The following is a 22,945-nucleotide window of genomic DNA, read 5'->3' as shown; positions in this document are numbered from 1 at the left end:
CTTGTATGTTAAGCAAGTAATTCAACTAAAATTTGCTCATAAATCTCAGCAAGTGGCTCTAAATCATCGACATTTACATGTTCATTGATTTGGTGAATTGTTGCATTTAATACGCCTAATTCTAGAACTTGAGCGCCCGTAGGTGCAATAAAGCGGCCATCTGAAGTTCCTCCACTTGTCGATAGAACAGTTTCAACACCAGTCACATTTTTGATCGCTGTTTTTGCAGCATTCACTAATTCACCAACAGGGGTGAGGAAAGGTAAACCTGATAGTGTCCACTGAATATCGTAAGTTAAATTATATTTATCCAAAGTCTCAAGTACGCGTTGTTTGAGAATTTCAGCTGTCACTTCAGTTGAGTAGCGAAAGTTAAAAGTAACTTTTAGTGTGCCTGGGATTACGTTGGTTGCACCTGTTCCAGCTTGTATATTTGAAATTTGGAAAGAGGTCGCAGGGAAATATTCATTGCCATTATCCCAAACAGTATCGCACAGTTCAGTTAAAGCCTTCGATGCTAAATGAATAGGATTTTCTGCTAAATGAGGATAGGCCACATGTCCTTGTTTGCCATGAACAGTCAAAATCGCATTCAAAGAGCCACGACGACCATTTTTGACGATATCGCCTAATTGATGTGTGCTCGATGGCTCGCCTACCAAGCACCAGTTCATTTTTTCGTTACGTGCTTCTAAAGTTTCAATGACCTTCACTGTCCCGTTGATTGAAGGACCTTCTTCATCAGATGTAATCAAAAATGCAATAGAACCTTTATGGTTCGGATGCTTCGCCACAAAACGTTCAGATGCAACCACCATTGCAGCCAGTGCTGTTTTCATATCTGCTGAACCACGACCATATAATTTACCGTCGCGAATACTTGGTAAAAATGGATCTGAATTCCAAGCATCTAAATGGCCTGTAGGAACGACATCTGTATGACCTGCAAAACAAAAAACAGGTGCTGTAGTGCCTCTGCGTGCCCATAAGTTATCAACATCTTCAAAACGCATGTTTTCGATATTAAAGCCAATTTTGGCTAAACGCTCGGCCATAATATTTTGACAATCATGGTCAACAGGGGTGACAGAAGGTTGGCGTAGGAGCTGTAAACTAAGTTCAAGAGTATCGGAATGGTTCATTCGAGATGTGGTTAAATCTGGTGAAATCTGAACCGATATAATAGGGGAATATGATAGAGAAAGGTATGCAAAAATAAACCTTATCTATGTTTAGATAAGGTTTTGCGAAGGGTGTTCACTAAAATTACATTTTATCCTGAGTTTTTTCAGCAGTTTGAGTAACTTTGTCACCCGCTTTAGATACATCCTGCCCAAAACCCTTAAATGTATTACAACCAGTTAAAACAAAAGCAGTCATGATTGAAGCCACTAAGATTTTTTTCATCATCTTCTCCGTTTAAATGTAATTATGATGTTCCTAGAGGCTAAGAAAAAATGCAGAAAATAAACATAATGATTTGATAGTAGAAGTGTTATAAAATGTTACTTTATAAAAAATAATCTGATGAAGAAGATCTAATCAATAATAAAGACGGTTGGCGAAACATATAAAATGAGGTGCTAGGTGTTTCATGATAATAAAGACCATTTGTCCACCAAGTTACATTTTTTGAGGATGCTTGCTGATTAGGACATAACCATTCATGACGTTGTAATTGATAGTAATCTGTTGTGGGAATATTAGTTCCCCATAATCCCAAACGTCGGGACGAGTTGACCCAGTTGGGGAGTGCAAACTGATTCAAATCAGTCGGTAAATATAATTGCCCTTTCATAATCGCAAATCTTCGTTGAATCTGATGATGATTTGCATCCGCAAACTGAAATTGACGTTGAGTGAAATGCTTCAATTTTCTTTGTAATGTGTCTTCTCGATTTAGCCCATACCATTGCGCTAAGTCTAAGTTACTTTCACCTAGGTAATACTTTAGCGCAACTTCCCAGTGTTCGATTTCTTGCGTGTCTTTATTTAAAATGACGAAATCTAGTTCACCTAGCGTAACCGATCCTACAATTTTTTGAATGCTATGACCTAAAAGTTGATAGGGGTGATACTCATCATCTAATAACCAAAACCAAAGTAAGTTCTCGAATCGTAGCCCAAGGCGAGTACTTTTGAGTTGAGCAAGAAAATCAATAAGGGCTTGCGGATGTTGATCAAGTTGTTTTAAGCGTTCTTCATAGCGATCATAATGAGTTTGCCAGATTTGATCAGAATGGAGCTCAAAAGTATGCTTTATCTCTAAATCTGGCGGGATTCGAGCTAGAATATTTGGACTCGCGATGCAAAAAGCCAAATGACGTACTATAGGATTCTTAAACTGCAACCAAGGTTCAAAAAAAATAGTCGTACTCATTAGGCTAGACATGCTGTTACTCAATCATGGAAATAATAAGTTAAGTTTAAGAAAGAGCAATAAAAACAATTTATACTAGCATGGTTGTAAACATGTGTTGGTTAATTACTCAATGAAAACATTGTTCTGGCGTAGTTTAGTTGTGATTTTTATTATTTTAGGAATCATTGGAGCAATTTTACCAGGCATGCCAACCACTGTGTTTTTAATCCTTGCAGCATGGGCTGCATCGAAAGGATGGCCTGAAATGGATGCTTGGCTCTTAAATCATCCTAAATACGGACCCACCTTACGCGATTGGCGTGAAAATGGGACAGTACCGCGTAAAGCAAAATGGATTGCAAGTATCATGATGCTAATGAGTGGTATTTTAATGCTGTTTACCAACGCACCATCCCTTGTCAAAATTTTTACAGATCTCACTATGTTTATTGTTGCTGTGTGGTTGTGGTTAAGACCCGAGCCTGAGCGAGGATAAACAAAGCAACGCTTTGTCCGAGCGCAAGACGAGCAGCTATGCTGCGAGTGGCGAGGTAAGAAAAGCAACGCTTTGTCCGAGCGCAAGACGAGCAGCTATGCCGCAAGTGACGAGGATAAACAAACTTAAAGCTTTTCCTTAATGGCAAGACCTCGCACCAAATATGACCCATATGCCGTGAGTTACGTTGTTAAGAAAAGCAATCCTTAGCGCTGAGAATTGATTAAAACACTACTTTTGCTGATCTAAAACAGCATGTTTGATCTTACTATGCTGTTTTGTTTTTTATATTTAAAATCAATCAACAATCAAAACTACCGAAAAATACAAGAAAAAGCTTTGGGTGTATGTTGAAATATCTGTGTTCTATCATCTGTTGAGATAAAAATGACTTATACCCTTGATCAGGCAGACATCGTCATAGATTTAGCACAACAAATTCTACATTTGCCAAAGCACAATAAATTTTATGTGATCTCTTCTGGCAAGAATGGTATTGGTGAGCAAGAGAATAGCGGTAAGACGCCAAGAGGTTGGCATCAAGTCGCACAAAAGATTGGTGCAGACCTAAAGAAAAATACGGTCTTTATTGCACGTCAGCCGACAGGGGAAGTGTATAACCAACAACTCGCACAACAATTTCCACAAAGAGATTGGATTTTGTCACGAATTTTATGGTTGGATGGTTTAGAAGATGGATTCAATCATGGAAATGGTTGCGATACATTTAAACGATATATTTATATTCATGGCACGCCTGATACAGAGCCGATGGGCATTCCGATGTCACATGGCTGTATTCGGATGAAGAATGATGAGATTATTGAGTTATTTGAGCTGATTTCTGAGCAGGCGCTGGTTTATATTTCAGAACATACTTTAGAAAATGAATGATGAAAATATGAATAAGTGCTTAAATAAAATACGAAAATCTTGATTTTTTCAATGAATTACTTATTTTTTAATCATTCGTACGCTTTTTTCAGAAAAGAATGGCAAAAGCGTTTGACAGGCTGTAAAGATTCTCTATAATGCACCTCACAAACGATGAAGACGTTAAGGGCGCTTAGCTCAGTTGGTAGAGCGTCTGCCTTACAAGCAGAATGTCGGCGGTTCGATCCCGTCAGCGCCCACCAAGCCTTTACGTTAAAACTCAAGTGCAGCGGTAGTTCAGTTGGTTAGAATATCGGCCTGTCACGCCGAGGGTCGCGGGTTCGAGCCCCGTCCGCTGCGCCACTTAAGTTTTAATATCGTTTTACCCTGTAATTGCAAAATTATTGTGCAGCGGTAGTTCAGTTGGTTAGAATATCGGCCTGTCACGCCGAGGGTCGCGGGTTCGAGCCCCGTCCGCTGCGCCACTTTAAGATTGCAAGAATAGATAGAGTTAAGTAAATTAGAGTTTATATTCTTTGATACTTAAACAATATTTAAAGCATTGCTTTAAATTTGTTACCTCGCTCAGGGCGCTTAGCTCAGTTGGTAGAGCGTCTGCCTTACAAGCAGAATGTCGGCGGTTCGATCCCGTCAGCGCCCACCATAATTAGTGACATATACTTCTTAATAGAAGTAAGCAGTGCAGCGGTAGTTCAGTTGGTTAGAATATCGGCCTGTCACGCCGAGGGTCGCGGGTTCGAGCCCCGTCCGCTGCGCCATTCTCTTAATACTTTTTTTGAGAATGTTTGTTTTAACAAGTATGCTTATACTTAATCTCTGATACGAGTTTACTCTCGCTCAGGGCGCTTAGCTCAGTTGGTAGAGCGTCTGCCTTACAAGCAGAATGTCGGCGGTTCGATCCCGTCAGCGCCCACCATAATTTCTCTTCTAGTTCAAATCCTTGTAATTTATGTAGAATTGTTTTATTATTAGCGTCAATAATGATTCTAATATTGAACTATTTTATGAAAAATCCATATCAACGCAAGGCTGCGTCGAAATCACAAACAACAAATTCTAGTTCCTCACCAAAAGATATTTATCGTCAATTTATTCAAAATATTATTATACAAAGGCAAGTTATTGCGCTTTATCATGATGGGTGGGCCTTATGTTCAACCCCATCTGGTCAACACGCATTATCGATTTGGCAAAATAAAGGTTTGGCAAAATTATTGATTAAAGATAATTGGGCTAAATACGAGATTCAGGAAGTATCACTGTGGGTTTTCATTGAAAAGATGATTCCTTTTTTAAAAGAAAATAATACGATTCTATCTTTAGACCTTACCCCAGAGGGTAACAATCTATTGGTTTCACCTGATACTTTTTTATTGGATGTAAAAAATTTCCTTTACCAAATTTATTTACAACGACCAGATGTATTTGCTGAGTTAAAGTTACCTTTGCCTAGAGATATTCGTCTACACAATTAAATGAGATAAATTGATTGGGGGACAACCCCAATCAATATTCATTCAGAAGCCAACCACTGGCATAAGCAAAGTATTCTCTTAACCATGCATTATAGCGTGTGGTCACTGGTGTCGTTGCGCCAAGCATAATGATATTACGATAGCCTTGTTTCTTTGCGATCGCGGCGGCGCGTAATGTGTGGAAATCGCTGGTTACAATCGCGATCGGTTGATGGATGTCAATCTGTTGTGTCTGTAATAAGTGTTGGCTATTTCTAAGATTCAGCTCCGTACTCGTGCTTTTATCTTCCAAGATGATCTGTGAGGCAGGAATATGATAGTGCTGCTGTACATAACGTGACATGACAATCGCTTCACTATCAGTTTCACCAAAATCAATACCACCTGTCATGACTAATTTGGCATGAGGTTGTGCTAAAGCTACAGGGGCAGCACGGTCTAAGCGTTTCGCCAATGTGGCAGAAGGTTGTCCATTTTCAACGCCACTGCCTAACACAATAATGGCTTTAACCGTAGGGATATTTTGAGTTTTGGTATTATTGTCTGAAATGTAATTAAAGAAATAGCCTAAGCTAACGACCCAAATCCAAAAGCACAACCAGCCGAAGCGCCAAATTGAATGCAGACGAAAATGATAGAAGAAGAAACGTTCGATATGATAATAGAAATAAGCATAGAGACAAAAAAATAGCCCAAGTAGTAGCGGTAGTACTGTTCCAATATGAATCTTTTTAAAGGCGATTAGAATAGCGCCATCTAAGAACAGAATTGAACCGATAAGGGCTAAAACAAGACGAACCCATGAACTTATTTGCATAATCTTAATTGTAGTCAATTTGAATCGTGCTCAGTGTATGCAAAATTCTAAGAAAGGCAAATTCTCTTATGTTTTGATGAAAAAAAGAGTGGCTGGCACTCGTTTTTAGATATCAAAAGGGTTTAATAAACGTCTCGACGATAACGTCCAGCTTGTCTTAATTCATCTAGTTTTTCTTCGCTGAGAATATCTGTCAATGCTTGATCGACTCCTGAAGCCATGCCTTCGATACTACCGCAGACATAAATCACCGCACCTTGATCAATCCATGTGATCAGTTCATCAGCATTGCTTCGCAAAATATCTTGTACATAGATGCGTTGTTCCTGATCACGAGAGAAGGCGAGGTCCAAACGTTGCAAGCTTCCCATATTCAACCACGCTTGAATGGTTTCTTGATAAAAAAAATCATGTTCGCGTTGACGTTCACCGAAGATCAGCCAATTGGCTGTATAGTTTTGTCGATTACGTTGCTGTAATAAACTCATCAAGCCTGCAATGCCTGTGCCATTACCAATACAGATAATTGGACGGTTATCGTCAATCAGATGGAAGGACTCATTGGTCCGAATACGCAGGGCAATGCTATGTTGCAATGGTGAAAATTCAGTGAGCCAACCTGAACCAAGACCAAGTTGATTCTGTTCATCACGTTTTTGACGAACCACCAATCTTAGGAGTTGTTGCGAAGGAATACTGGCAATCGAATATTCACGTGTAGGTAGGGTGGGTAGTTGTTCAAGTAAATCTTCAAGTGTACTAAATGGCTGAATCTCAACTCGTAGGTTTCTATTCCACAGGAGCTGTTCAATCTCTTGGTTCAATGATTCAACGACACTGTGTGTTGGAATCTGATACTTGATTAAGAAATCCTGAATGTCGGTTAAGCAATTGGCAGGCTGAATTTCTGCAATATCGCCAGCATGCCAAGTTATATCAGAAACGGAACGAAGTTCAATATTATAGGCTGCTTGTCCTAAGCTATTAGGGTTGAGCAATGTGCGTTCAGCGAGAGTCCACTGGTCAAACACTTTCTCTATATTCATGGCATGTAGTTCATGCTTAGTCACCACCGAAAGCGCTTGATTCCAGCGTTGAATATCATTGCTATTGGCATTATCTACTTCGATCAAGTCAAATAATGGTTGTGCCTTGCATTGTTTTAACCATGCATCAACGGCATAACCAAAGCTGCAATAGCTGTCAGGATATTCTCTTGATCCTAATGCAAGCACTGCGTATTGCATATGAGCTAACTCTAGCTTTTGTTGCATCAGTTTTTTGCTAAAACTTGTTGCAAGATCAGGTGCTTCACCTGTGCCATATGTGCTGATTACAAATAAAACCTGTGATGCTTGTTGTAAGTCTTGTTCAGTCAGTTGCTGAATCGGTTTAACCATCGTTGGCTGTTGTGCTTCCTGCAAGCTAGTCGCAGTACGCCATGCTAGTTGTTCAGCCACACCTGTTTGCGTCGCATAAGTGATCAGCCAAGGCTTGGCATTTGGATCAACCTGCTGTGCGTTGAGTGATTGACGTGCCGCTTGGGTCAGCTTTTTCTGCTTGCGACGTTTTAGATACAACATCCAACCCGTTACAAAGAACAGAGGCATAGCCAATGATGCCAGCATGGCAATAAATTGATAAGTCGAACCAAAGAAGCTGCCGCGATGCACAGGCAGCATGCTGCTCATGATTTTTTCATTGAGCTTCTTGTCTTCATACAGTTCAAATTTTTCAAATTTATTGTCTTGATAGTTATAAATCGCTTGGTTACGTGCACGTTCATGTTGAGGAATGGCATCGACAAAAGAGAGTTCAACTTTGGCATCCGCATTTTTGGGAATATTCAGGGTTAAACTTGAGTATTCACGACCAATCTGGGCATTTACCCCAGTCCATGTTTGCGTCAAGATAGTATTAAGCTGTGCGTTTGTCAGCTTAGGTTGTTTATCTTTGCCATGTTCATTATTTTGTTGATTACGTTGTGGCTGTTCAACGCCCATGACCTTGAACATACCTGCACGCCACCAGTCATAAGACCAATATAAGCCAGTGCAAGCAAACAGTAGATAAAACACAATGACCCAAGTTCCCACCACTGCATGTAGGTCCCAAATAAAATTACGACCTTTTAGTTTTGGCTTAATAAACAACCATTGTTTAATACTATGTTTCTTTGGAAAGCGTAGATAGATGCCACTCAATACAAAGAAAATCAGCATCAGCGTAGAAGCACCTGTGATTTGCGCTCCAAATTCTCCAACGGTTAAATTGCGATGTAAACGCTGAATAAATTGTAAGGTATCACGACCTTTAATGTCAGGTAAGACTTCGGCTGTATATGGATTGACCATCATGTTATAACCACGACGCGCACCTTCTTTTTTAATATTGACGGTAGAAGATGCTGTTGGGTCGGCAGCAATAGTAATGCTGTTAATTTCAATTTCGGGTTGTTGCTGATTGAAATGTTGGTATAACTGGGCAGGGCTAAGTTTTGGTGTTTGAGCAGCCTCAACGACATAGCTATCTTGGTTGAGCCATTTTAAAATTTGCTGTTCATAAGAATAAATTGCACCGGTTACTCCCATTAAAGAAAGTATAAGCCCTGCAGTAATCCCTAAAAACCAATGGATTTGGAAGAAGACTTTTTTAGACATGGTCAAAAATGAAAAGATAATGAAATTTATGTCAAAAATTATAACCCAAGAATACGAACATAATATAGATTTTGTAGGTAATATTGATTTTGATTCTCATTTGTTTTTGTGGGGTTGAAAAAACCTCTCATTTCGAGAGGTTTTTAGAATCATAGGCGTTAAATTGACTTTGGTGCGCCTACAACTTCATTTAAATGTTTACGTACCGTGTTAAAAGGGAAATTCTTAGAATCCATACGCTTGGGTAGGATGTAAGCACCTTGTTGTTGTTCGCCTTTTGGTGTTTTTACTTTGAAATTGACTAAAATAAACTCTGGAGAGTTGTACCATTCGTAAATGTCTTTCCAGCCAATGGTCGCAGTACCTTCTTGTAATCCAACTTTCTGGCGCATCACGATACCATGGGGTTGTACGCCTAAACGAAGACCTTTAATCTCTTGAACCGGAAATTCTGTCATTTTGCGTTTAACGTACCACTCAAGACCAAATTTTTTCACAAGATAAAAAAGGATCACAGCAATGATCACAACCCAACACAATACAGTTGAGTAGGTTGAATAATACTTAATCAGTCCTGCTGAAACTAATGAAAGCACCACAAGCGCAATCATAATCATCCATGCTTTTTTACTGAATTTATTGGTACTACGCCAAATCATCAGTTGAGCTTGACGTTGTTCAGCTTCAGAGACTTCGTAAGGAACAGGTTGTAGCGTATAAGCGTATAGCGTTTTGGCGGTCATAGTTTAAAAAATGAGTTTAGAACTAAGTTAAGTTTAACACCAATTGGCACTCAAAGATATTATGCCAATGGCGGATAAATTAAAGAGAAGCAAACTCAGTGCCATCTTCGTTCGATTCGTGACTGAGACTTTGTTTGAGCATACTTAAACGGGTTAATATGCTAAGCATAAGTGAAAGCTGCTGTAAAATAATCAGAGATTTTTGATTGCTTTCATCATTGCGATTTAAATGCTCACGTATGGTTTGCATCATATTTTGTGCAGATAAATCAGGGACTTCATCTCTAAGCAGAGCACCTTGAATATCATCTAATGCTTGATCCAGCAGGGCTAGAACCTCTTGATCTTGAACTTGTTCGCGATGAGCTCCAAGTGCAGCGATATAACTTAAAAAAGTGTGACTTAAGCATAGAAACTCAAAAGCCAAAGTTTTCTGAGTAGATTCAATATTGGGTTCTGTGGCAAGCGTGGAAATAAGAGAAGCAACTTCTGCATCAGTATTGTGCGCAGCACGCCGAACTACACGATAATTTAATGCATTATTACGACCTTGGTGATATTGCTCAATTACTTCTGCTAAGTAGGTACATTGGGCTTGTAAAGAACGTTGGATCGAGCGAGGTAGCCTGCGGAATTTCCAATCTGGCCAAATGAAACTGACCCCAAACCACGCCAAGGCACAGCCGATCAAGGTATCAATAAAGCGTGGGAAACCTGCCGCAAATGCAGAACCATCTAGATTAAAGTTAATTAAAGCGAGAATCGTAATAAAAGCTGTTGCTTGAGCATACTGTTTACTTCGAAGTTCTAAAAATAATACGCCACTAAGAACTAACATCACCAGTTGCCCTTCAACCGAAGGAATAAAATAGATGATGGTTAGCCCCACGATAATACCGATTAGGGTTCCAACAATTCGCAAATATAAGCGGCGTTTGGTAGCATTAAAGTTAGGTTGGCAAACAAACAATGCTGTGAGCAAAATCCAGTAACCGTAAGCAATGTGGGTTACTTGAATAAAGACATAACCAATAAACAACACGATTGAAAGTCTAACCGCATGGCGAAATAACACAGACTCAGGGGTTAAATGTTGTTTAACACGGACTAGAATATCATTCCAACCTTTTAGATCATCGTCTTTTAGTTGATTTTCTGCTTGTTGTGCATTGATTAATTTCAGATTTCTTTCCGTTTCTAAATTCTGTAATTGTGCATCAATCGATTTAAGATTTTGATAGAGTGCAAATAATGCATTGATGCGAACTTGATCATAAAGTCCATCTTCTCTTAATTTTTCTAAGGAAACTCTTAAATTTTCAAAGCTGTGTTTAAAGCGTTTGTTATGCACATAAGGGGTACGGCTTAAAATTGATTGGGCTAAATCCTGACAGGCTTTACCCTGAATCGTGAGAATGCGTTGAAAACGAAATAAGATATCACTGTGTTGAAATACTTTCGCTAGCTTTTGATAATCAATATGTGCGGAGTCTGCACGTTCATGAATATCTTGTGCAACGAAATAGTATTGTAGACTGCGACGTGTATCTTTCTGACCGCGGTCACCTTTTAAGCGGGTTAACAGTGACATTCGCATATCATTAAAAATCGCCACCAATTTGCCATTTTCTAATGCAATATCAATCATACTTTGTTGATAACTGGATGGAGTCATGTCCACATCAAATAAGTTTGATTTAGCAAATAAAAAACTACCTAAAGCATTATAGGATGCATAAAGTTGGTCTTGTACTTTTCGTACAGGGAACAGCAAGAAACTGATTGTTGAAAGTAATCCATACCAAGCGGCTCCCAAAACTAAGAATGCTGGTTGTAAATACCATTGTTCAAATAAGTGTACACCGAGCATGGTATAGACAGAAATCACTAAACATCCGTAAGCGATGGTCGCATAACGCCGCCCCAAAGAGCCTAATAAAATCCATCCAATACATGAAACAATTAATCCAACTGCAAAAATAATTGGGTAGGGGAATAACAATTGAACCGATGCAGCTGTGATAAAAAATCCAATATAGGTATAAATCTGATTCTGAATACGGACAGAAAAGCGATCATCAATATCACTAATTGCTGCCGCAACAACGCCTAAAGTCAGTGGAATCGTCGCAAGTTGAAAATTAAAAAGATAAGGAACGAATGCTGTTCCTGCGAAAGCAATCAGCATGCGCACGTTATACATTAACGTGGTGTTATAGGTGGTTTGTTTTAAACGTGCGAGCCAAGGATTCAATGGTTGTCCTTTTATATTCGGCAATCAATTTATGATCATGCCTGTTAACATTTTTCAGGTATCAGCAGACTCTAATATTATGCACAAATATGGTGAGGATGCTAAGCTTAGAAAAATAAATAAACTTGAAAAGTAGAGGATTATGCAGGTAGAACAATCGAATCAGCGTCAGTATTCAACAGCATGGATTTTGTTACTTGCTTTGTTGACAGCACTCGGTCCATTGTCAATTGATATGTATTTACCCGCATTACCCCAAATGGCAAATGAGTTTGGGGTAAGTACCCAAATGATTGCAAATACATTACCTGCTTACTTTTTGGGTTTAGCCATAGGTCAATTAATTTATGGACCTGTGAGTGATCGTATTGGGCGCAAGCCTCCCTTATATTTTGGGCTTAGCCTTTATGTGATTGCAAGTTTGGCTTGTGCGTTTACGATAAATGAATGGGCTTTGATTGCTGCACGAATTTTTCAGGCTTTAGGTGGTTGTGTTGGTGTTGTAATTGCGAGAGCAGCTATACGTGATCGCTTAGACATGCAAGGTTCAGCTCAAGCCTTTTCAAGCATGATGATCGTAATGGGGCTTGCGCCTATTCTAGCCCCGATGTTTGGTGCATGGATTCTGACTTTTTCCCCATGGCAGGCTATTTTTTTGACGCTAGCAATGATTGGCGTGATCTGCTGGTTGTGTATACATTTCTTCTTTAAAGAATCATTAGCTATTGAACGCCGTTTAAAATTATCAACTTATCAAGTCACTACACTTTATGCTGCAATTCTAAAAGATGACAGCTTCAGATTGCCAATGTTTGCAGGTTGTTTAACTGGCGCAGCATTATTTTGTTATATCAGCTCTGCTTCAGCCGTTTTTATGGGTCAGTACGGACTGTCTCAGCAGCAGTTTTCTTATGCATTTGCATTTAATGCAGCTGGAATTATGTTGATGTCCTCAATCAATAAGCACTTAAATACTCGAATGGGTATTTTTCAGCGGTTACGATTGGGTGGGTCGATTCAATGCTTTGGAGCAGTTGTTGTCATCAGTGCGGGGTTGATGGCGAATGCACCATTGTGGTTATTAATGTCTGGTCTTTTTTTAGTTGTGTCTGGTATTGGATTAACTGGTCCTAATGCAATGGCTTTGGCGATGTCTAAGCAGGGTGCACGTGCTGGGACTGCGAGTGCGATTATGGGAAGTATGCAGTTTGCATGTGGTTTATTAGGTGGTGTGATTTTAAATTTTTTGTTATGGAAAGCGAGCCTCAATATGGGCATTATGATGTTGATGTTTACTAGCGCAGGTTTGTTTGCAATTTTAAAAGTTGGAAAACAGCTACAAAACAGTACCTCTGCGTAGAGATACTGTTATTTAAACAATTTACTGGTCTAAAAATACTGTAAAGTTTTCAACGGGTTCGCGGGGAGTAATGAAGGTATTTACGATATGATTAGGATCAGCATAACCTAAGGCAACGGTACATACTAATTCTTCATCTTCTGGGGCATCTAATACCTCTAAAACGATGGGATGAAAATGATTCCATGCGGCTTGTGGGCACGTATCTAAGCCACGTGCTTTTGCGGCAATCATTACATTTTGGATCATCATGGAAATATCCATTTTTGAACCAATTCCCATTGCTTTATTGACTGTAAAATAAAGTGCGACAGGCGCATCAAACAATTGATAGTTACGCAATTGTTGCGCCGCCATTTTTTCTTTTTCGCCTTTTTGAATACCTAGCAAACCATACAGTCCCCAACCATTTTCACGACGACGATCAATAAATGGTGAAATCCATGTTTCAGGGTAGTAGGCGAAAGTTTCTTGATATTGTTCAGCGAGTTCTGGTTGTTGAAAAAGTGCTTGTTGAGCAGCACAAACTCGCTCAATCATCTCGGCGCGTTTTTGGCCTGTCACCACATAAACTTTCCATGGTTGAGTGTTTGTACCTGATGGCGCACGAGCGGCAACATTTAAAATATCCTTGATTGTCTCTGTTGCAACAGGTGTATCTAAAAATGCACGTACAGAATGACGGGCTGTAATCGCATCATCCACATAACGGATTTGTTCCATGTTCATCTTAAGGTTCCTAAGCTTATGGCTCTTTCTCATTTAATGAGACTATAAAGTAATAAGATAGATTTGAGGATGGATTTTTAGTCGTAGATTGAGATTTGAATAAAAAATAGTCGAGTAAAGATTAACGAGATGAGATTATCTATAAAATTTTTTAATTTGTTATCTTTATGTGAAAAAGAAATGTATTTGTAACACAATGAAATAGAAATAGTATTTATTGATACACGCTGAAATCGTGATGATGATTGGAATAAAAAAATACACACAATAATCTAAATTTATGCATAATACGCCCTTTTCAAAAATCGATTAGGCTTTTCTAACCAAGAAGGTGAGGGAAGTTTTCTATGATAAGCATATTTATTTACCCAATTTTATGCTTATGAAAAATGTTGAAATATACACGAATACAGGAGCTTCTCATGAGTTTACCTCTCATCCGTAAGCCGTTCATAGTTCAGGGATTGGCGTTTACCATTGCTGTCTTCATGATGAACAATGCGCAGGCTGCTAGCGAACAAGAACAAATTCAACAACTTCGAGATGAAGTAAAAGAATTAAGAGCTTTATTGGAACAATATGTTCCTCAGTCAAAACAAAAAAATAATGTACCGCAGTACGATACCCAGCGATCTACTACTGTTGTTTCAGTATCTACTCAAAATATTTCATCTAATACTCAGATCGCTGCTCAAAAATCGCCTTTGAGTTTTAATTCTGCTTCGGGTGCGCAAGTACAGCTATACGGTTTTTTACGTGGCGATGCCTCGTATCAGGTAAAAGGCGGCGATGCTATTTTTAACCGAATCAATAAAGTTGATCTCGAAGGCAATGAAAAAAATAGTGATCGTTTTTATAGTACGGCAACAGTTACGCGATTAGGTCTAGATTTTAAAGCACCCATTCAAGAAGCAGATGTTGGTGGGAAATTAGAAATTGATTTTCGTGGTGGTAGTAGTAACGATACGATTCGTATCCGTCATGCGTATATGACTTTAAACAATTGGTTATTTGGTCAAACCACATCTACGTTCTTGGCGACAGATTTACAGCCAGAAATGATTGATTTCAATTCTCCTTTAGGGATCGGTACTTATCGTACTCCGATGGTTCGCTATAGCGGAAAATTTAATCCAGACACCAGTTATATGCTTGCTTTAGAAAAAGGCAATGACGACAACCGAGCGCCAGCTTTAACCTCTAAGTTAAAATATGATTTTGATGATGGCAAAGCTACGGCTTCAGCCCGTGTTTTAGTAACAGAAGCGCGTAGCAGAGCGAGTTACGACAAGAATAATAATCAATTAACAGCTGATGATGCTGATCTCGGGTGGGGTATTGCGGTAGGAACTAAGTATAAATTTACTGATTCTTTACAAGCGATGATCGATTATTCGCATGTAAAAGGTGATAGTAAGTTTTTGCTCTATACCAATAGTGGTTTTAATGTAAATCCCAAGAGTTTTGAGTTGAATCTGAATGAGTTTGATGCACTCACCATTGGTACAACTTATCAAGTTAGCCCTAAATTGCGTAGTACTTTAGCGTATGGTGCAATGTTTGCAAAAGATAATAATCAGTTTGCACAACAAGCCTTTGCGGATACAACGCAGAACAAAACCTTACAACAAGGTTGGTGGAACATCATGTATTCACCAGTTACTCCGATTACGTTTGGTTTGGAATATATCTATGGCGAACGTAAAACCTTTAATGGTCTAAAAGGTAAGGATAACCGTGTAGGCGCAATGGCTCGCTACAACTTCTAGCCTAATCCTGTAAACGTAATCATCCGTGGAAACCAATCACTTTATTTGATTGAGTTCTTACAAAGAACTGTATGCTTTTTATTAAGTTGATTGAGTTTTCACTCATTTTGAGAGTTACTATTTTATTAGCTACACGATGGAAAAACCGTCTAAAAGACTAATAAAATAAACGGAAGAAGATATGGAATTTACTTTTAATGGTTTTTATACCCTGATTTCAGCCGTCATTGTGCTGCTGTTAGGGCGTTTTCTTGTCAATCAAATTGATTTTTTGCGTCGTTACAATATTCCTGAACCTGTAGCTGGTGGCTTGGTTGCAGCTATTGTTTCGTTATTGGTACATTCAATGTGGGGTTATAGCATTGTTTTTAGTAGCCAATTACAAACGAGTTTTATGCTGATTTTCTTTGCTTCAATTGGTTTGAGTGCCAATTTTATGAAGTTGAAAGAAGGTGGACTTGGGCTGGTTATTTTTCTGGTCTGTGTTGCTTCGTTTATCGTGGTTCAAAATGCTGTCGGCATGAGCCTCGCAAAGCTTTTAGGTATTGATCCTTTGGTCGGATTGATTGCAGGCTCAATTACTTTAACAGGTGGACACGGTACAGCAGGGGCATGGGGTGAAATTCTTGAAAGCCAACATGGAATTCAGGGTGCATTAGCGCTAGGCATGGCAAGTGCAACTTTTGGTTTGATTATCGGCGGCATCATTGGTGGGCCACTTGCAAAACTATTAATCAACCGTTATAGCCTTGCTCAAGAGCAATCATCCACTGCGATTAAGGATCGTGATACCCATTTAGATCAACACCCTGATGAACTCGCACCATTTGAAAATCCACATCAAGTACGTTTAATTACTGCTGATAATGCGATTACAACGCTCGGCATGTTTGCTGCATGTTTAGCATTTGCTGAGTTTATGACAGGTTATAGCAAAGGCACATGGTTTGAGTTACCAACCTTTGTATGGGCATTGGGTGGTGGTGTCATCCTACGTAATATTTTAGAAAGCGTATTAAAAGTTGATATTTTTGATCGTGCAATTGATGTGTTTGGTAATGCATCTTTGTCACTTTATTTAGCGATGGCATTGTTGTCATTAAAGTTGTGGCAATTAGCCGATTTGGCTGGCCCGCTGGTTGTAATTTTGGGTGCACAAACCATTACCATGGCGTTGTATGCAGCATTTATTACTTTCCGCGTCATGGGCAAAAATTATGATGCAGCAGTTCTTGCTGCTGGTCACTGTGGTTTCGGTATGGGAGCAACGCCAACAGCTGTTGCTAACATGCAAGCAATTACCAACATGTATGGACCATCACATAAAGCATTTTTAATTGTTCCGCTTTGTGGTGCGTTCTTTGTTGATTTAATTAATGCAACAGTAATTCAATTAATTTTGAAATTCTTTGCCTAAGTCGGATCAAAAGCCCCATGTGGGGCTTTTTTGGTTCATCGATTGTTATCGTATATGTACGGTCGTACATAAAATATTTTAAAGCGAATAAGTGATGAATGAACAATTAAATGCCACGCTGATGTCGTGGGTACAATTCCTGAATGATCCACTCTGGAATTTTCTGGTCGTCTTATTGGTTGCGGTTGGGGTGTTTTACACATTCGTTACGGGTGCGGTACAGCTTCGCTTGTTCCTGCACAGCATTCTTGTGATGAAAGGAAGCCGTAAAGAGACGCAAGATGAACATGGCATTACACCATTTCAGGCTTTCGTCACGGGTCTTGCAAGCCGTGTCGGTGTTGGTAACGTTGCTGGTGTTGCCATAGCAATCGCCATTGGTGGTCCTGGGGCCGTGTTCTGGATGTGGTTCACTGCCTTTCTTGGCATGAGTTCTGCATTTGTTGAATCATCGCTTGCCCAGTTGTTTAAGGTGAGAGACCATCAAAACAAGCAATTCCGAGGTGGACCTGCGTACTATATTACTCAGGGCTTAAAACAAAAATGGCTGGGGATTGTTTTTGCACTGTCACTCATTCTAGCTTATGGCTTTGTATTTAATGCCGTGCAGGCAAATGCGATTATTGGGGCAACCTCACATGCATGGGGATGGGATAAAGCCAATTTTGTATTGGGTCTCGGTAGTCTTAATTTTGAAGTGTCATGGGTTGGTATTGCATTGGTGGTTATGACGGCATTGATCATCTTTGGTGGGATCAAGCGTATCGCCAAGGTTGCCGAAGGTAATGTTCCTTTCATGGCATTGCTTTATATCATGGTCGCCTTGTACATCGCGATAACCAACTTGCCGATGTTGCCTGAGATTTTTAAACTGATCTTCACCGAAGCATTCCAGTTCAATGCGGCAGCAGGTGGTTTCTTTGGTGCGATGATTTCTATGGCAATGATGATGGGCATCAAGCGTGGCTTGTTCTCCAACGAGGCAGGCATGGGTTCAGCGCCAAACGCTGCTGCTGCCTCTGATGTGAAGCATCCTGTGAATCAGGGGTTGGTACAAATGCTGGGTGTATTTGTTGATACTTTCGTGGTGTGTTCATGTACTGCGATCATCATCATGGTGTCTGGTCTGTATCATGAAGCTGGCTTTGAGGGCGTGACATTGACCCAAAAAGCATTGGAGAGCCAAATTGGTGGTTGGGGTGGAGGCTTCCTTGCCATTATCCTGTTCCTGTTTGCCTTTACCTCAATTATTGGTAACTATGCCTATGCTGAAAGCAATGTACAGTTCATTAATGACAACCCAAAGGTCATGTTCATTTTCCGCCTGCTGGTATTGGCAATGGTCTATTTCGGGGCGATCACAAGTGTACCTTTAATCTGGTCAATGGCCGACCTTTCAATGGGCTTGATGGCCACCATTAACCTTGTGGCAATCCTGCTGTTAACACCAATGGCACGCATATTGTTGAAAGATTATACCTCTCAGCTTAAAAAAGGGATCAAGGAACCAGAGTTCAAGATTGATCAATATCCTGAGCTAAAGAAAAAAGTAGATTCTGATATCTGGTAAGTTATTGGATTTATAAAGGCTTACTTCACTAAATTAAAGCCCCTTTCGAGGGGTTTTTTATCAATATATTGTGGATATATACATAAAAATTGATACAGCATTTCACCAATAATGGCGTTAAAATTAAAAGATAGAACCACGTAGATATGGCAAGACAGCATATGAAACAGCTTAAATTATTGACGCTTGGACTTTCAATGGTGATTTTGGCGGGTTGTCAAACGACTTCGCATTTAAAACCTTTAGTTGAAGATGCCCAAGTACAAGCAGTTGTTCAGCCCTTTGCACATATTAAACAACAAGAAAAAAGACCCGTTGTTGCCTTAGTACTCGGCAGTGGTGGGGCACGTGGATATGCTCATATCGGCGTACTTGAAGTGTTGGAACAGCAAGGTATTCGCCCTGATTTTATTGTAGGTACAAGTGCAGGCAGTATTGTAGGTTCAATTTATGCAAGTGGTAAATCCGCTGCAGAGTTGAGAGATATTGCGCTTAAGCTTAAGGCTACCGATGTAAGAGAAGTGAATATCAGTTTAAAAGGTTTCTTTGATGGTAAAAAAGTTGAGGACTATGTGAATGAGCAAGTCCAAAACATTCCTTTACAGAAGTTAAAAATCCCGATGTATGTGGTTGCAACGGAATTAAAAGACGGCACCAAAACTGTATTCAATTATGGTAATACAGGCCAAGCAGTACGTGCATCTGCTTCGATTCCGAGTATGTTTATACCAACCAAGATCCGTAATGTGGAATATGTTGATGGAGGCCTAGTCAGTCCTGTGCCTGTACAGGTTGCACGGGATTTAGGCGCAGATGTGGTGATTGCAGTGGATATTTTGGCACAACCTATTCATACTGAAACCAGTAATGTTTGGGGGCTATTCAACCAAAATATCAACATTATGCAAGGACGTTTGGCTGAAGAAGAATTGAAAAATGCAGATATTGTCATTCAGCCTGATCTACGTGAAAAAGCGCATATCTTTGATATCAAAGGTCGTGAAATGACTATGCAAGCGGGTATTGATGCTGCAAAAGAAAAATTGGCCAATATTCAATGGGTAATTAAAAGCAAAACAAAGCAAGTTGATTTAAATCAACAGGATTTAGCTTTAAAAATGAGTAGCCTTGAGCCATAGTTTCTGCAAAATATTAAATTAAGGATAGACAGCGATAATGTTTAAGTTCGTCTATCCAGTTGATGTTTATTAAACAAATTGTAAATACGCTACAAAAAGCTATCAAAAAATTGAGAAAACAGGTAAATAACTACCATTCATTAAACTTTTTTATCAGACAAATTTAAGTTTGAAATTATAGGATGACGTTCCAACGTCAATAGCAACACTACAAGGATTGTTAAACGCGATGTTTAAATCTTTTTTTCCTAATCCACGCTTGTTCTTTATTTCAGTCGTTGTGTGGTTAGCCCTGAATATGCTGCTTTGGTATACAGGTGGTCATAGTTGGGGTGAATATCTCGGTTTTACCAAAGGTTATGCTGAAGTAGAGCTACCTGTTGGTGTGAGTCGATTTTTATCAGCATCGTTCATTTGGTTTTATATTTGGTTTTTGGCTTCAACAGCACTTTTTGCAGGATTCTGGCGATTTTTTTCTGATAACAAATGGCAGAAGTGGTCAATCTGGGGTTCAGCTTTTATCCTGTTTAATATCTGGTTTGGCGTGCAGGTGAGTGTTGCGATCAATGCTTGGTATGGTCCATTTTGGGATATGATCCAAAAGATGCTAAGTGAAGGTGGCGGTAATATTAATGATCTATATAAAGGTACGCTAACATTCCTTTATATTGCGATGGTTGCTGTTACATTTGCTGTAATTAATGCCTTTTTCACCAGTCATTATGTATTTCGCTGGCGGACAGCAATGAATGAATACTACACAGAAAATTGGGAGCAATTACGCCACGTTGAAGGTGCTTCGCAGCGTATTCAGGAAGATACGATGCGCTTCGCAACTATCGTCGAGGATTTAGGTGTTGAGTTGATTAAATCTGTGATGGTTCTCATTGCCTTTTTACCGCTATTGTTCAAAATTTCAGAAAAAGTACCTGTCTTACCTGTCGTTGGTGAAATCAAACACTCATTGGTGTGGGCGGCTGTGGTTTGGGCTATCGTGGGTACGATTATTTTAATGTTTGTCGGGCAAAAACTACCAGGCTTGCAATTTAACAATCAAAAAGTTGAAGCAGCTTATCGTAAGGAACTGGTTTATGGTGAAGATCATCCGAATAGAGCTGATCCAATCACGTTAAAAGAGTTATTCAGTAAAGTTCGTTTAAATTATTTTAGACTTTATTTCCACTATGCTTATTTTAATCTAGTCGCGATTTGGTATAAGCAACTCGATGTTTTATACAGCTTAGTTGTCCTATTTCCAGCGATTGCATCAGGTAAAATGACTTTAGGCTTGATCAACCAAATTAGTAACATCTTTGATAAAGTGCGTGAATCATTTCAATATCTCATCAGTTCTTGGAAAACGATTATTGAATTACTCTCAATTTATAAACGTTTAAAAGCTTTCGAGTCAATTTTAAAAAAATAAGTGTGATTAAAAAACCTGCAACTAGCAGGTTTTTTTGTGCCCATGATTTGATTAGTGAGTCGCGTTGTAAAAGTTTAGAATAGCTCCAACCAAATGCTGTTGTGATTGATCAATGGTGACTTTGATTTCTCTAAAGTTAAACGTGTCTTCATCTTGATATTTGGCTACGCCATGTGTTCTGTTCTTCAGCTTAGGAATTTGATAACTAAAGAAAGCGATTTGTTTTGAAGGGTGTACGATCTTTAGTAATTTAAGCGGATCTTGATAACTACCGTATTCATATTCCACACTTTGTTTTAAAAGATGTGGAAAATAAAGCGTCGCATTTGGCATGCCGCAACCTATACAAAACGATTTTAAATTTGACCAAACTCAGTTTGCTTTAAGCTCATATCTTCTGCAATAAAATGACATATGACAAGTGTAGATCAGCCCTTTAAACTGTTTTCAAGTTTGATAATAAATATGAGTAATAGAGAATGATACCAGTGAAGAATATACTTTCAGTTTGCTGCTTTATGGCACTCAGTTCTACTAGCTTCGCACAAGAAATCAAAGGTATTTCATTTTCACATCAAGATTGGGAAATTTACTGTAGCAATACAGGAACCTGCCGAGCAGCAGGCTATCACAATGAATCCAGTGATGATTATCCAGCATCTATCCTATTAACACGTCAGGCGGGCAAAGCTCAGCAAGTCACAGGTGAGTTTGCTTTGGGTGATGGGTTTACCGAACCTCAAATTCCTAAAAATCAGCTTAAAAATATTCATTTTTATATCAATGGCAAGGATTTAGGGCCTGTCTTGGTGGATGGCACTGAATTCCCTCTTGTGGGTAGATTGACCACAACACAGGTGAATGGATTGTTGCAACAGGCCAGTGGAAAAGCAGATATCGTATTTAAAAACAACCGACTGCAATGGAATATTTCGGATGCAGGCATGACCGCAAGCTTATTAAAAATGGATGATTTTCAGAAACGTGTTGGAACCACAGGGGGATTGGTCAGGAAAGGAAAAATAAACGAAGCAAAAGTTTTAGCGGCTCAACCGAAATTGGTGGTGAAACAGGTTAAAACAGCCAGCAAACCTTATTTAACTCTACAGCCTAACAATAAGCAGTATCAGTCAGTGAATAAATCATTGATGGCAGCACAACCTACACCCAAACAAGATGGTTTTTGTGAGGGAGTTTATACGAGTGATGGCGTAAAACCTCAGTCGATTGAACTCTACAAATTAAGCAATAAAAAAGTATTGGCAACGACTCTGTGCTGGCGTGGAGCATATAATGAGGGGTATGGAGCTTGGGTGCTGGATGAGTCTTTAACAGGAAAAGTAATTTTTGTGACTGAACATGCCTCAGATTTTGGGGATGGGATAATCAGTAGCTCACAAAAAGGACGGGGAATTGGAGACTGCTGGTCGAGTGATGAATGGGTCTGGGATGGACAGAAATTTGTACATACCAAAGATATGTGGACGGGTATGTGTAAAGGGCTTGCTGCGGGCGGAGTATGGGAACTCGATAAAATTGAAGCCGTTGTAAAATAAAGCGTTACGCCAATAAAAATAGCCTAAGGAAATATCATGCTGAATCATAAAATTCATTTACGTGGGCTGATTTTAACGGTTTCATTACCTAGGGGAGAGGAGGCTATGTATATGAAAAATTTTCTCTTTTCTTAAAACTGAGAAGCTTCGAAATTAGAGGTATTCAGAAATCACGTATAAAAAAAGACTTTGTAGGTTGAATGCATCCTAAATGGTGGAGTTAATTGGATAATATTTTTTCAAATGTTAATGTGGTTTCTACTTTATTAAAAATAGAT

General features: G+C 39.3%; 18 protein-coding genes, 6 tRNA genes and 1 pseudogene. 16 read left to right on the top strand and 9 right to left on the bottom strand.

The annotated features are described in order from the left end of the window. Positions 1-8 precede the first annotated feature (8 nt). The 3 genes from dapE to CDG55_RS11460 all read right to left on the bottom strand — a co-directional run bounded on the left by dapE (position 9) and on the right by CDG55_RS11460 (position 2,392). Complete coding sequence (gene dapE / locus CDG55_RS11470; protein WP_005162009.1) at positions 9-1,142, bottom strand: succinyl-diaminopimelate desuccinylase; 1,134 nt, start codon at positions 1,140-1,142, stop codon at positions 9-11. Between the two features lie 124 nt (positions 1,143-1,266). Next, positions 1,267-1,410: an entericidin A/B family lipoprotein gene (locus CDG55_RS11465; protein WP_017196706.1), complete on the bottom strand. Its 144-nt coding sequence runs from the start codon at positions 1,408-1,410 to the stop codon at positions 1,267-1,269. Between the two features lie 100 nt (positions 1,411-1,510). Beyond that, on the bottom strand, positions 1,511-2,392 hold the full coding sequence (locus CDG55_RS11460) for a DUF1853 family protein (RefSeq protein WP_087535724.1): 882 nt from the start codon (positions 2,390-2,392) through the stop codon (positions 1,511-1,513). 100 nt (positions 2,393-2,492) lie between these two features. Between CDG55_RS11460 and CDG55_RS11455 the strand changes: the two genes are divergently transcribed. The 9 genes from CDG55_RS11455 (at position 2,493) to CDG55_RS11415 (ending at position 5,227) form a co-directional block, all read left to right on the top strand. Further along, positions 2,493-2,858, top strand: coding sequence for a YbaN family protein (locus tag CDG55_RS11455; RefSeq protein ID WP_087535725.1), 366 nt, complete (start codon positions 2,493-2,495; stop codon positions 2,856-2,858). 387 nt (positions 2,859-3,245) lie between these two features. After that, positions 3,246-3,752, top strand: coding sequence for a cell wall-recycling L,D-carboxypeptidase ElsL (gene elsL, locus CDG55_RS11450; protein WP_005161998.1), 507 nt, complete (start codon positions 3,246-3,248; stop codon positions 3,750-3,752). A gap of 166 nt (positions 3,753-3,918) precedes the next feature. Then, positions 3,919-3,994: transfer RNA gene (locus CDG55_RS11445), tRNA-Val, on the top strand. 23 nt (positions 3,995-4,017) lie between these two features. After that, a tRNA-Asp gene (locus CDG55_RS11440) sits at positions 4,018-4,094 on the top strand. A 45-nt stretch (positions 4,095-4,139) separates the two neighbouring features. Then, positions 4,140-4,216 (top strand) — tRNA-Asp (locus CDG55_RS11435). A gap of 103 nt (positions 4,217-4,319) precedes the next feature. Then, positions 4,320-4,395: transfer RNA gene (locus CDG55_RS11430), tRNA-Val, on the top strand. A 38-nt stretch (positions 4,396-4,433) separates the two neighbouring features. Next, positions 4,434-4,510, top strand: a tRNA-Asp gene (locus CDG55_RS11425). Positions 4,511-4,592: 82 nt separating this feature from the next. After that, positions 4,593-4,668 (top strand) — tRNA-Val (locus CDG55_RS11420). A gap of 88 nt (positions 4,669-4,756) precedes the next feature. Continuing rightward, positions 4,757-5,227 (top strand): DUF2750 domain-containing protein, encoded by a 471-nt coding sequence (locus CDG55_RS11415; protein ID WP_005161994.1) that lies wholly within the window; start codon positions 4,757-4,759, stop codon positions 5,225-5,227. 31 nt (positions 5,228-5,258) lie between these two features. On the opposite strand, the gene CDG55_RS11410 is transcribed toward CDG55_RS11415, so the two are convergent. The 4 genes from CDG55_RS11410 to yccS form a co-directional block, all read right to left on the bottom strand. Then, on the bottom strand, positions 5,259-6,044 hold the full coding sequence (locus CDG55_RS11410; RefSeq protein ID WP_005161991.1) for a YdcF family protein: 786 nt from the start codon (positions 6,042-6,044) through the stop codon (positions 5,259-5,261). Positions 6,045-6,166: 122 nt separating this feature from the next. After that, positions 6,167-8,704, bottom strand: a complete 2,538-nt coding sequence (locus CDG55_RS11405) for a PepSY domain-containing protein (RefSeq protein ID WP_087535726.1) — start codon at positions 8,702-8,704, stop codon at positions 6,167-6,169. Positions 8,705-8,862: 158 nt separating this feature from the next. Then, a complete protein-coding gene (locus CDG55_RS11400) occupies positions 8,863-9,447 on the bottom strand; it encodes a YcxB family protein (RefSeq protein WP_005161985.1) in 585 nt (194 codons plus the stop codon). Between the two features lie 79 nt (positions 9,448-9,526). Beyond that, complete coding sequence (yccS, locus tag CDG55_RS11395) at positions 9,527-11,701, bottom strand: YccS family putative transporter (protein WP_087535727.1); 2,175 nt, start codon at positions 11,699-11,701, stop codon at positions 9,527-9,529. Positions 11,702-11,843: 142 nt separating this feature from the next. On the opposite strand from yccS, the gene CDG55_RS11390 reads away from it, so the two are divergent. Further along, complete coding sequence (locus CDG55_RS11390) at positions 11,844-13,061, top strand: multidrug effflux MFS transporter (RefSeq protein WP_087535728.1); 1,218 nt, start codon at positions 11,844-11,846, stop codon at positions 13,059-13,061. A 21-nt stretch (positions 13,062-13,082) separates the two neighbouring features. Here CDG55_RS11390 and CDG55_RS11385 read toward each other — a convergent pair whose 3' ends face one another. Beyond that, positions 13,083-13,790: a nitroreductase gene (locus CDG55_RS11385; protein ID WP_087535729.1), complete on the bottom strand. Its 708-nt coding sequence runs from the start codon at positions 13,788-13,790 to the stop codon at positions 13,083-13,085. Between the two features lie 422 nt (positions 13,791-14,212). Here CDG55_RS11385 and CDG55_RS11380 point away from each other — a divergent pair, with 422 nt between their 5' ends. From CDG55_RS11380 to sbmA, 5 genes are all read left to right on the top strand, one after another. Next, positions 14,213-15,559 (top strand): DcaP family trimeric outer membrane transporter, encoded by a 1,347-nt coding sequence (locus CDG55_RS11380; RefSeq protein ID WP_087535730.1) that lies wholly within the window; start codon positions 14,213-14,215, stop codon positions 15,557-15,559. Positions 15,560-15,740: 181 nt separating this feature from the next. After that, the gene (gene gltS / locus CDG55_RS11375) at positions 15,741-16,976 is read left to right on the top strand and encodes a sodium/glutamate symporter (RefSeq protein ID WP_087535731.1); all 1,236 of its coding nucleotides are present in this window, start codon (positions 15,741-15,743) and stop codon (positions 16,974-16,976) included. 94 nt (positions 16,977-17,070) lie between these two features. Further along, positions 17,071-18,546: an alanine/glycine:cation symporter family protein gene (locus CDG55_RS11370; protein WP_087535732.1), complete on the top strand. Its 1,476-nt coding sequence runs from the start codon at positions 17,071-17,073 to the stop codon at positions 18,544-18,546. Positions 18,547-18,707: 161 nt separating this feature from the next. Next, a complete protein-coding gene (locus tag CDG55_RS11365) occupies positions 18,708-19,685 on the top strand; it encodes a patatin-like phospholipase family protein (protein WP_087535777.1) in 978 nt (325 codons plus the stop codon). A 229-nt stretch (positions 19,686-19,914) separates the two neighbouring features. Continuing rightward, entirely contained in the window at positions 19,915-21,111 is a 1,197-nt protein-coding gene (sbmA, locus tag CDG55_RS11360; protein ID WP_087535733.1) for a peptide antibiotic transporter SbmA, read from the top strand. A 51-nt stretch (positions 21,112-21,162) separates the two neighbouring features. On the opposite strand, the pseudogene CDG55_RS11355 reads toward sbmA, so the two are convergent. Continuing rightward, positions 21,163-21,465: pseudogene (locus tag CDG55_RS11355) on the bottom strand (DUF4850 domain-containing protein); the annotation flags it as partial. A 125-nt stretch (positions 21,466-21,590) separates the two neighbouring features. Here CDG55_RS11355 and CDG55_RS11350 point away from each other — a divergent pair. Continuing rightward, complete coding sequence (locus CDG55_RS11350; protein ID WP_087535735.1) at positions 21,591-22,667, top strand: DUF1176 domain-containing protein; 1,077 nt, start codon at positions 21,591-21,593, stop codon at positions 22,665-22,667. Positions 22,668-22,945 lie beyond the last annotated feature (278 nt).

It is taken from the genome of Acinetobacter sp. WCHA45 (assembly GCF_002165255.2).
Classification (GTDB): Bacteria; Pseudomonadota; Gammaproteobacteria; order Pseudomonadales; family Moraxellaceae; genus Acinetobacter.
Note: the sequence above shows the minus strand (reverse complement) of the source record. Positions and strands in the feature narration are given on the sequence as shown.

What these genes read in the sequence shown, in the direction of transcription:
- dapE (WP_005162009.1), bottom strand. Translation starts at nt 1,142, where the DNA reads ATGAACCATTCCGATACTCTTGAACTTAGTTTACAGCTCCTACGCCAA.
- CDG55_RS11465 (WP_017196706.1), bottom strand. Translation starts at nt 1,410, where the DNA reads ATGATGAAAAAAATCTTAGTGGCTTCAATCATGACTGCTTTTGTTTTA.
- CDG55_RS11460 (WP_087535724.1), bottom strand. Translation starts at nt 2,392, where the DNA reads ATGTCTAGCCTAATGAGTACGACTATTTTTTTTGAACCTTGGTTGCAG.
- CDG55_RS11455 (WP_087535725.1), top strand. Translation starts at nt 2,493, where the DNA reads ATGAAAACATTGTTCTGGCGTAGTTTAGTTGTGATTTTTATTATTTTA.
- elsL (WP_005161998.1), top strand. Translation starts at nt 3,246, where the DNA reads ATGACTTATACCCTTGATCAGGCAGACATCGTCATAGATTTAGCACAA.
- CDG55_RS11415 (WP_005161994.1), top strand. Translation starts at nt 4,757, where the DNA reads ATGAAAAATCCATATCAACGCAAGGCTGCGTCGAAATCACAAACAACA.
- CDG55_RS11410 (WP_005161991.1), bottom strand. Translation starts at nt 6,044, where the DNA reads ATGCAAATAAGTTCATGGGTTCGTCTTGTTTTAGCCCTTATCGGTTCA.
- CDG55_RS11405 (WP_087535726.1), bottom strand. Translation starts at nt 8,704, where the DNA reads ATGTCTAAAAAAGTCTTCTTCCAAATCCATTGGTTTTTAGGGATTACT.
- CDG55_RS11400 (WP_005161985.1), bottom strand. Translation starts at nt 9,447, where the DNA reads ATGACCGCCAAAACGCTATACGCTTATACGCTACAACCTGTTCCTTAC.
- CDG55_RS11390 (WP_087535728.1), top strand. Translation starts at nt 11,844, where the DNA reads ATGCAGGTAGAACAATCGAATCAGCGTCAGTATTCAACAGCATGGATT.
- CDG55_RS11385 (WP_087535729.1), bottom strand. Translation starts at nt 13,790, where the DNA reads ATGAACATGGAACAAATCCGTTATGTGGATGATGCGATTACAGCCCGT.
- CDG55_RS11380 (WP_087535730.1), top strand. Translation starts at nt 14,213, where the DNA reads ATGAGTTTACCTCTCATCCGTAAGCCGTTCATAGTTCAGGGATTGGCG.
- gltS (WP_087535731.1), top strand. Translation starts at nt 15,741, where the DNA reads ATGGAATTTACTTTTAATGGTTTTTATACCCTGATTTCAGCCGTCATT.
- CDG55_RS11370 (WP_087535732.1), top strand. Translation starts at nt 17,071, where the DNA reads ATGAATGAACAATTAAATGCCACGCTGATGTCGTGGGTACAATTCCTG.
- CDG55_RS11365 (WP_087535777.1), top strand. Translation starts at nt 18,708, where the DNA reads ATGAAACAGCTTAAATTATTGACGCTTGGACTTTCAATGGTGATTTTG.
- sbmA (WP_087535733.1), top strand. Translation starts at nt 19,915, where the DNA reads ATGTTTAAATCTTTTTTTCCTAATCCACGCTTGTTCTTTATTTCAGTC.
- CDG55_RS11350 (WP_087535735.1), top strand. Translation starts at nt 21,591, where the DNA reads ATGATACCAGTGAAGAATATACTTTCAGTTTGCTGCTTTATGGCACTC.